Source organism: Methanosarcina sp. A14 (genome assembly GCF_001729375.1).
GTDB classification, from domain to species: Archaea; Halobacteriota; Methanosarcinia; order Methanosarcinales; family Methanosarcinaceae; genus Methanosarcina; species Methanosarcina barkeri.
On the sequence record NZ_LZPK01000051.1, the window covers coordinates 1 to 10,207 of the forward strand.

Annotated in this window: 8 protein-coding genes; 7 read left to right on the top strand and 1 reads right to left on the bottom strand. The window is 37.3% G+C overall.

Going from position 1 to position 10,207, the window contains the following annotated elements:
• The first annotated feature begins 381 nt into the window (after positions 1-381).
• Together A9239_RS03350 and A9239_RS19300 are read left to right on the top strand one after the other, a co-directional pair.
• A complete protein-coding gene (locus tag A9239_RS03350; RefSeq protein WP_048119645.1) occupies positions 382-1,614 on the top strand; it encodes a PKD domain-containing protein in 1,233 nt (410 codons plus the stop codon).
• A gap of 607 nt (positions 1,615-2,221) precedes the next feature.
• Positions 2,222-2,377: a hypothetical protein gene (locus A9239_RS19300; RefSeq protein ID WP_176722094.1), complete on the top strand. Its 156-nt coding sequence runs from the start codon at positions 2,222-2,224 to the stop codon at positions 2,375-2,377.
• Between the two features lie 86 nt (positions 2,378-2,463).
• On the opposite strand, the gene wrbA is transcribed toward A9239_RS19300, so the two are convergent.
• Positions 2,464-3,093 carry an NAD(P)H:quinone oxidoreductase type IV gene (wrbA, locus tag A9239_RS03360; RefSeq protein WP_048119642.1) on the bottom strand — a complete coding sequence of 210 codons (630 nt, stop codon included), beginning with the start codon at positions 3,091-3,093 and terminating at the stop codon, positions 2,464-2,466.
• A gap of 283 nt (positions 3,094-3,376) precedes the next feature.
• Between wrbA and A9239_RS03365 the strand changes: the two genes are divergently transcribed.
• The 5 genes from A9239_RS03365 (at position 3,377) to A9239_RS03380 (ending at position 9,868) form a co-directional block, all read left to right on the top strand.
• Positions 3,377-4,525, top strand: coding sequence for a glycosyltransferase family 2 protein (locus tag A9239_RS03365; protein WP_048119640.1), 1,149 nt, complete (start codon positions 3,377-3,379; stop codon positions 4,523-4,525).
• 8 nt (positions 4,526-4,533) lie between these two features.
• Entirely contained in the window at positions 4,534-5,703 is a 1,170-nt protein-coding gene (locus A9239_RS03370; RefSeq protein ID WP_048119638.1) for a glycosyltransferase family 4 protein, read from the top strand.
• 514 nt (positions 5,704-6,217) lie between these two features.
• On the top strand, positions 6,218-7,150 hold the full coding sequence (locus A9239_RS03375; RefSeq protein WP_048156786.1) for a hypothetical protein: 933 nt from the start codon (positions 6,218-6,220) through the stop codon (positions 7,148-7,150).
• Positions 7,151-7,712: 562 nt separating this feature from the next.
• Positions 7,713-7,844: a hypothetical protein gene (locus tag A9239_RS20110; RefSeq protein ID WP_255361895.1), complete on the top strand. Its 132-nt coding sequence runs from the start codon at positions 7,713-7,715 to the stop codon at positions 7,842-7,844.
• A 1,073-nt stretch (positions 7,845-8,917) separates the two neighbouring features.
• Complete coding sequence (locus tag A9239_RS03380) at positions 8,918-9,868, top strand: glycosyltransferase family 2 protein (RefSeq protein ID WP_048119637.1); 951 nt, start codon at positions 8,918-8,920, stop codon at positions 9,866-9,868.
• Positions 9,869-10,207 lie beyond the last annotated feature (339 nt).

Sequence of the window (10,207 nt, forward strand, 5' to 3'; positions counted from 1 at the left end):
GTGTTAAAATATGAGGTAACATGACTCTAAATTAAAATTAAACTCTCATTAATCTATTTAATAGTCAATAAATTAATTTTCTCCTTTATTTTAATTGAAAAATCTACACTAATAAACTAATTTATTTAATAAGGCTAAATACCCCCTAAAAAATAAATTCTTATTTTAGAAATATAAAAAATAGCTTTATATACAAGTCTGTCGATTTTGTGACTGTCAAACGGCGGATAGCCGGCAGACAATCAAAAAAAATAGGACTTAAGCAACTGAGCTAAAAATAGCGGTATAAATCTTCAAGCTGCATGAACCCTAATGTTCAGGGTAACTTTGCTCTTGCTTTATTCTGCACATCAAGTGCATTGGTCCTGAGGAGAACTCGACATGAAAAAAATTTTCTTGCCTATGGTTTTATTAGTGCTGGTTATACTTCTAATGCCTACAGCCCTAGCAGCAGGCAATGTAACAGTTAATGATTTTTCCTCTAACGTTACAAGTGGAAATGTTACTTTATATACAAGGTTTACGGGTGACGTCACTGGTAATGTCACTAACTGGAAATGGATATTTGAAAACGTAGAAACGGGAAATACTACTTACAGCAGTTTAGGAACATCAACCCATCATAATATTAAAAAGCCTGGCGTTTATAATGTTACGCTATTAGTATGGGGGCCTGAAGGAAATGACTCACTTACGAAAATAGCCTATGTAATTGCCAACAGGGACGGTTCAAACTTACCAGTTGCTGATTTCTCTGCATCTCCCACCTCTGGAAATTCTCCCTTGAATGTATCATTTACTGACAACAGTACGAATGCTACTTCCTGGTACTGGAAGTTTGGAGACGGAAATATTTCAAAAGAGACGAATCCAACTCACAATTACTCTGCAGACGGAGACTATACTGCTCTCCTGGTGGTAGAAAATAAGAATGGCTGGAGCACAAAAACTCAAGAAATATCTGTACACAATGGTCTTCCTATAGTTGATTTTAGTGCAGATAATTCCAGTGGCTCTGTGAAGTTTACAGATCTATCTCAAAATGCAACCGAATGGAACTGGGACTTTGGAGACGGGGACACTTCAGAAGATGAGAGCCCAACACACACTTATTCCGAAGCAGGAAACTATACAGTAACACTCACGGCAAGCAACGAAGCTGGATCTCTCTCAAAAGTTGATGTAGTAAACGTAACGGATGAAGCTATTGCCAACGAAGAGAGCAGCAGTAGCAGTAGTAGTAGTAGCAGCCACCATCACCACCACAGCAGCATTGTCGCTAGCAGTAACGTCAGTACTTCTAATGCAGTAATAAGTGTGAATGGTACAGAGTCTGAATCTACTGATATTGAGCAAAATGATAGTACAGCAACAAACTTTAGCGATAACGTAAGTGCGTCTCCTGAACTTCAAAGTAATGTAACAGAAACTGTGAATGAAACACAGTCCGAACCTGATACTCAGGGTCTCGAACAGGATAATGAAAGTGCAGCAGATTCTGAACAGACACAAAGTTCAAATGCTTCTGAAAGTGGAAGCGCAAAGTCGCCTGGATTCGAAGTGATTTATGGAGTAATCGGACTTCTTGGAGTGTCACTCTTTAGAAGAAGATAAAACATAGTCAATTGTAGCCAAATACGGAAATGATATAGTTATATCAAGTAAAGGCTTACATAAAAATTTAAGTAAGGAATTAACACAAGTTCGAGCAAGGAAAAACAAAACGAAGAGGATATATTCCTACTAAAAACCTATATTTCTGGTTCTTTCCATAAACCAAGTATAAATATTTATGGTAGAACAGAACCAAATCTGGCAAAAAGAGAATAGTTGCTTTATTTTGTCAGATTTGAAGGTTATTTTTTTCTTATTTTCAGGAACTTCTTTAGCTTCTATGGTTTTGGTGGGCTGGCCTAAAATTATTGCATACGGCTCTGATTATCTGTCATTTGCAATCTTCAGTTTATTTCTTGGTGCAAAATTTATTATTTTTGATTATAAAGATTATTTCATTTTAAGACAGCCTATGACTGAAAATTGTCTTCTTCATATACTGATTTTGATAAAGATCTTTTAATCCGTCCAGTAATACAATTTTAATTTCTTATTAAATATATATATACACTCGATAAGAAAGTTTATATTTTATTGCGCTGTCTTAGTAAATACCTTAAAAACGAATATTAAAAAAATCACTCACTACTGAGAATGCGTGTTTACAATGTCTTACGTAAAAAAAACATGCCCTGTTTGTGGGAAAGAATTCTTTGTTCTTAAAAAGGCAGAGGAAAAAGCAACTTACTGTACTCTGGAGTGTCTGATAAAAGCTCAGGGTAAAGTGGAATCCAGAGGTATAACTTTCCCGAGTCTTGGTTGAGTATTTGTAAGGTGAAAAAATTAAAAATGCGGAGAACATTCCTAAAAGGTATATGTTTTCCAATCTTTTTATTTTTACGTTTTCTTTTATTTCCTAGTGAGTTTTTTTGCAATCTGGGTTACATGTCTCCCCTGATAGCGGGCCATTGCAAGTTCGTTTTCTGAAGGCTGGCGGTTTTCTTCTGCTCCTGCAATCGTTGAGGCTCCATATGGACTACCTCCTGTAATTTCATCCATCCGTCTTTGACGGTTTTCTGAATACGGAAGCCCGACAATGATCATTCCAAGATGAAGAAGGGTAACATGTGTTGTGAGGATTGTAGATTCCTGGCCTCCATGCTGTGTTCCACTTGAAGTAAAGACACTTCCTACCTTTCCAACAAGAGCGTCTCTACTCCATAGTCCTCCAAGGCCATCAAAAACTGTACGCATCTGGGCTGACATATTTCCATAACGTGTAGGTGTCCCAAAAATTAGGGCATCTGCTCCTGCGAATACATCTTCATACATGCTCCTGGTCACAACAGGAATATGAGCAAAAAGATTTTTTGTTTCAATTGCCCCCATTTTTTCCAGAACTTCGTAAGGCAGGGTTTCAGGCACCTGATAAATTCCCACTTCAGCTCCTTCTACTTCTCTAGCTCCTTCAGCTATAGCTTCTGCCATTTTGTAAGTGTGACCATGAATACTATGGAATATCACGTTTACCTTAACCATTTGAATTCCCCTTAAAACTAATTGAAATGTAAGTAAAGCGGTTCCAATTATACACAAAATGGATTAATGATCCACGGAAAATCGGGTCCCTTCTTAAAAATAGTTTTCTGATGCCTTATATAACTTGTTAGCAAGAGTTGAGTTTTTCTCTCTGGCTCTGTACTCGTGATCTCCTGATCCTATTCTCTGTTTTATTTTTTGTCCTGTTGGGAGTACTTTGAGAATTAAAGAGGACTACAAATTCCTGAAAGATATGATCTATCAAAATAGTTATTAGGATATAATGCTTTATAAGCTGGACATGCCCTCTCTTTCTATTGTAATGCCTTCCATGAATGAAGAAGAAACCATCCGAATTTGCATAGAGAAAGCTCAGTCTATATTCAAAAAATATAGTATAGAAGGGGAGATAATAATTGCTGACAACTCGTCAGACAGGACTGCAGAGATTGCAGCGTCAATGGGTGCAAAGGTAATAGGCCCGATAAAAGGTTACGGAAATGCTTATCTCAAAGGGCTGGCTGAAGCAAAAGGAGACTATATTGCTATTGCTGATGCCGATAATACCTATGACCTGCTTGAGCTTGATAAGTTCCTGGATCCTCTTATGGCAGGAGACGCGGATTTTATAATGGGTACCAGGCTTAAAGGCGATATCAAAAAAGGAGCTATGCCCTGGTTGCATCAATATATAGGTAACCCTTTCCTGACAGGAATGCTGAATCTTCTTTTTGGGACGAAAATTTCGGACGCCCATTGTGGGATGCGAGCTTTCACAAAAGAAGCCCTTGAGAAAATGGACCTTAAAACTCACGGCATGGAACTTGCATCCGAGATGATAATTGAAGCCGCAAAATGCGGGTTGAGAATAAAAGAAGTCCCCATAACGTATTACTCTCGCCGGACTCCCTCCAAACTTCGTTCATTTCAGGACGGTTGGCGGCATATAAGGTTTATGATGCTATATCGCCCTTTACCTTTTCTTTTTCTACCTGGAGCTGTGGTTTTCGTCCTTGGAGCCCTGATAACCGGTTCTCTCCTTCTTACCGGAAATGTGGCAGAAAACAGGCTTCATTCCTTCATTTTAGGCTGTATGCTTTTGATCCTCGGAGGACAGATGATCTCTACTGGCGGTTATTTGAAAACATATGGCCTTATCCGCGGCATGTATCCTAATGATAAGGGAAACACTGCAAAATGGTTGAATTACCATTCTCTTGAAAAAGAACTGTTTGCAGGTTCAATTATACTTATTGCAGGCATCCTGCTCGGGCTAAAAGTAGTATACACATGGATCAGCTCAGGATACGGTTCTCTCTCGGAAGTGAAAAGTGCAGTTATTTCAATGGTATTTGCCTTTATCGGCCTTCAGATGATTTTTTCGGCAATTGTCCTGAGCGTAATGCTCCTTGAAGTTGACACAGACTGGTAAGTGGTTCAATGAAAATCGCTTTTGTGTACGATGCTGTTTATCCATGGGTCAAGGGCGGCGCAGAAATGCGCATACATGAACTGGGAAAGCGGCTCTCGTCCAGGGGACACGAAGTACACATTTTCGGAGTCAAATGGTGGGAAGGAGAAGATACTTTTGAGTATGAAGGCATGACTCTTCACGGCGTCTGTAAAGCTCGAAACCTGTATGTTAATGGTAGACGCTCGATTTCTGAGGCAATAATCTTCGCTGTGAAATTGTTCCCTGAGCTCAGGAAAGAAAATTTTGACCTTATAGATGTGAGTGTCTTTCCCTATTTTTCCTGTTTTCCCGTAAAAGCGGTTTCAATCCTGAAAAAAGTACCTTCAGTACTTACCTGGCACGAGGTATGGGATGATTACTGGTATGAATATTTAGGAAGGGCAGGAATTTTTGGATTGCTGATTGAGAAGGCTGTTTCGAAGTTATCAGAAAATAATATTGCGGTCTCGAAATGGACAAAGGATAGACTTGAGGGACTCGGTGTGCCTGGAGAAAAGATCGCGTTTATTCCTAACGGGATTGATCTTAAAAGAATCTCCGAGATTGAGCCTAACTGGGAAAAATTCTCTGTTGGCCCTGAAAATAAGGCTTATGATATTATTTTTGCAGGCCGGCTTATAAAGGAAAAAAACGTTGATTTGCTGATTAAAGCTGTAGCTCTTCTTAAAGCCGATTTTCCAGCTCTCAGGTGCTGCATTGTTGGGGATGGACCTGAAAGGGCAGCACTAGTGAAACTTGCAAAGAGAAGTGGGGTTTGCGAGAATGTCGAGTTTGCAGGTTTTCAGGAGTATGGGGCATTGATCGGAAAAATCAAGGCTTCAAAAGTGCTTGTGCTGCCTTCAAGCCGGGAAGGGTTTGGGATGGTGGTTATCGAAGCTTTTGCCTGTGGAGTTCCTGTGGTGACGGTTAGAGCAAAGTATAATGCTGCACAGGGGCTTGTTGAAGATGGGGTTGATGGGTTTATTGTGGGGCTTGAGGAAAGGGAGATTGCAAAAGCTGTGATAAAAATTATTGGAAATACCTCAAGGAACAAAAAAGCTTCAGAAGCCGCATTGCGGAAAGCTGAAAACTATGACTGGGAAGAAATAGTTAAAAATGTTCAATTAATGTTTGAAGATTGTATTAAAAGAAATTAACGCTTAGTTTATCTGCATAAAAAGATTGGATATTCTCTGTTTTAAGTGTAGGCATGAGTGTTTTCTATTCAGGCACTTCTCTATTCAGGTACTTCTCTATTCAGGCACTTCTCAATTCAGGTACTTCTAACACGGGCGAGTTGCTAAAAGAAACTTAGTCTATTTCTATTTCAAAACATTTCTATCTTAATATATTTATATCCTAACTTCTTTACATTTTAAAATATTTATATTTTAGGATATATTCGTTCTCTAAACTACATTTACAATAAATTAATAGTACTTTACTTTTTAGATACGGTTTTTTAAGAACTCCGATAAGTTTTAATTTTGCTTTTTAAGGTTTACTCCGAATTTAAATGTATAATAAAGCTTCTTTCTTAAAATTATTCTCTTTAATCTCTTTATCGTGAGAAGTAAGCTTATATTTAAGCCAGCTAATTTCAAGGTTGTCAGCAGGTTGATAGCCTGCAAGAAAAATGGAACAATAAATAAGTCAAGAATGGATGAGAATATGAAGATGACAAAATCACTAAAATCAATTTCCCGTTTTGCAACGGTACTAATGGTGTTATGTATTCTCCCTTCAGGAGCCTATGCTGCAGAAAACAGTCAGAAATTTGTTCCTGCACAAAACATAACTGAAGAAAATTTCACCGACGTTCAGGCCGATATACTTGATTCTACCAGTGAACAAATTGCTAACCTTCAAAGTTTCTATACTAATGTAAGTGAAACATCCAACGCCTCAGAGCTTCAGAAAGTTCTGCTCAATCAGGCACAAGCGAACGGATGCGGACCGGATGGGAAGCACAGAGGACCTGAGGGAATGAATCAGGGACCCTGTGGAATGCCTGGATTATTTAATCTTGATCAGGTTGCAAATGTAACTGATGACAATTACACTGATGTCCAGACCGATATTGTCAGTTCAATCGGAAATATGACTGAGATGCTCAACAAGCAGCTGGAAAACAATACTGATGAAAACAGGACTGAGATGATCAATGAACAGATAACTGAGCTTGAAGATTTATCCACTAATGTGAGTGCAGCTTCAAGTGCAACAGAACTGCAAGAAGTTGTATTAACTCATATGAAGACTCAGGCTGTTGACTCAATTGAAAAAGAAATTGAACACATTCAAGCTAAAGTGAGCGAGAGTGAAAACATAACCGATGATAGCGGTGAGAATGTCACAGAACTCAACGACAAAATCACGGAACTCACCACTCTAATGGACAATATCAATGCAACTGAGTCCCTTGAAGATCTTAAAGAGATTATGTCCTCTTCACAGGGAATGCCGGGAATGGGTCATGGAATGGATCACGGAATGGATCACGGAATGTGTCCCGACCAAAATCCTATGCAGCGCGGAGGTAACTTCTCAATGTGCCCCGGAAGAATTACTGAAAACAGTACCGATAACAGCACCGAAGCTTAAGCTTTGAATTTAAAGCTTGATTAAAGTGAGATGGGAAATTAACAAGGAAAGGAGACAGGAAGTTAAAAAAGGATTATATTAAAAATCATCTTTCTATCTTTTTTCCAGATATCTTTAAAAACGAATACTAAACCAAAACAATACTAAACCAAAATGTACCTTAAACCAAACCAAAACTTACTTTAAACCAAACCAAAAACGTACTTTAAACCAAACCAAAATACACCTTCAAACCAAACCAAAACTTACTTTAAACCAAACCAAAACACACCTTTAAACCAAACAAAACTTACTTTAAACCAAACCAAAACACATCTTCAAACCAAACCAAAACACACCTTCAAACAAAAATCCATCTTCTAAAAAATAGACACTTAGATTGTATAGCATCTGTTGAATGTCAAATTACCTCCGTTACAGGTTCAGTCAAATACGTGGACACTTTCTCTATGGACTATTAAAAATCCATGATGGCTGAACCACCTAACAAATTTAAATTTCACAATAAGTTCTACCTCCATCTTATCTATATCTTTGGAGAACAGGAGATTACTAAATGTTATTGAAAAAATGTCCAAAGTGTAACTCCAAGCTCGAAAATGATACATTCAGGGATTTTCAGTATTGTTCTGTGTGCGGGTACTGGACAAGGAAAGATACTGTAAGGCTTGAACCATTAATAATCCTGGGGTAATAATATGTTCGAATTCTCTTTGGAGTGACAATAATATGTTTGAATTTTCTTTGAAGTGTACCCGTTGTGGTACATTTCTCAAAAAGCAGGTAGTTGGTTCAAATGAATTTTACTACTGCAGAAAGTGTGGATCTATATCTTCAGCCGCGTCTATGAGAGTGCCTACCCAATCTGCGAATCAGCAGATTAATGTTGAGCTGACCAAAAAACAAAAGTTGTTTCTGTGAATTTTGTGTTATGAACAACAGTAAAGTTTCTGATCCTGAAAAATGATTCTGATATGATTTTAAAAATCTTACTGATATGATTCTTAAAATCTTGCAAGTGATAATCAAATAGGTTTTGAGTGAGAATCAAATTGGTTTTTGCATCAATTCAAAGTAAAAAATATAATGAACAGTAGAAATTCTGAAAATTAAACCGAGTTGAGTCTTTTTAAGTAGCCCTTCAAGATGATCTCTAAAAGGTTATTTTGGCATCTTCTAATATATGTAATATTTGAATATTTTGTCTGGAAATAATGCTCAAGACCAATGTTTATCTATTTAGGGTTCTCACCTTTCAACTGGGCAATTATTTTCAACCAAAATAAAACAATTAAGAAAAACTACGAAGAGTCAGAAAAGTAGTTAAATTCCTATTTACATTATTTAGTGGGGGTAGGTCAAAATGGGTTACAGTTATGGCTCATATCTTAGTCTGAGTACTGACAGTTTGGACTGTTTTGCAGTTAAACTCTTATTCACATTATTTAGTAGGGATATGTAAGAATGGGTTAAGTTGTAGCCTCTTTCTCTGTAGCTTGAGTAACCTATGGTTTGGACTATTTTGACATCTGGTTAGAATGACTGGACAGTACTCCCCAGCAAATAATATACAGTAGTACACATAGTTGTGTTTTTATGAAAATTAACATTTAAATGAATATTTATATAAACCTTAAATATATACATCTCAAAAAATCAATTCAAAAATCGAAAGATTATACGGCAGAAGCAGTTGGCAGAAGCATTTTATATAGCCCGTACTCCGGCGTATTTTCCAGAGTGTACCGTTCGTTCCAGAGGATATGCATGTCTAGTAAACCCAATCTATCAATTATAATTCCAGTCCATAATGAAGAGGAAAATATACTGGAATTATATGAGAAACTCTACAATACCCTTTCACTACCTCACCTAATTGTAAATACATATGAAATAATTTTTATTGATGATGGGTCTACAGATAGTACTTTTGAAGAAATAAAAAAAATAAAAAACTCTACAGTTAAGGTTGTAAGATTTCAGAGAAATTATGGAAAGGCTGCAGCTCTGTCTTGCGGATTCAAAAGGTCAAAAGGAGATATTGTCATCACACTGGATGGGGATCTGCAGGACGATCCAAAAGAAATCCCCAGGTTCATAGAAAAACTAAAAAAGTATGATATGGTTTCCGGCTGGAAAAACAAAAGACAGGATCCTATTTCGAAAACTCTGCCTTCAAAAGTCTTTAATTGGTTAACTCGATCCATAACCGGGGTTAAAATTCATGACTTCAACTGTGGGTATAAAGCATACAATAGCTATGTTGTAAAAAACATAAATGTGTATGGAGAGCTTCATCGTTACATTCCGGCTCTTGTTTACTGGAAAGGTTATACCGTAGGAGAAATTGAAGTTGAACATCACCCGAGAATACATGGAGACTCAAAGTATGGGGTCGAAAGGCTATTGAAAGGATTTCTGGACCTTATAACAGTTACATTTCTGATGATATACAAAAAGAGGCCTCTACACGTTTTCGGAGGTATAGGAATTCTTCTCGGGTTATCCGGGGTAATTATGTCCATATATTTAATGGTTTTATGGGCAACAGGACTAAAAATAGGGGATAGACCTCTTCTTATGCTCGGAATCTTGCTTACAGTCACTGGAGCTCAGTTTATTTCCCTTGGCCTGATAGGAGAACTGATTACAAACTTGAGAAATAACGATGATTATATTATAAAATACGATAGCTATGAGATGGAAAATGGCAGGTAAAATTACTTTATTTCGGGTTTAATGTTTTATCAGCTCAGAAACCCTATCCAGATCAGTTCCAAAAGGTTGAAATAATGAATACGGATTATGCCAGAATATGCCAGCTATTCACTTCAAACTAATGGATACATTGTTTCAGAAAGTTTTCTACATAGCCGGAGAAATAACCAGCAAAAATAGCAAATTTACCACAAAAAGATAGAGAGTTACTTATGACTCTCATCAGAATCCGGGTCACTGACGGGTCACTGACTCAACAATTCTTCCAAAATTCTATACAAATCAGGCTTAAAAATCAGGATTTAAAATCAGGCTTAATAAAGAAAATTAAAAAAGAAA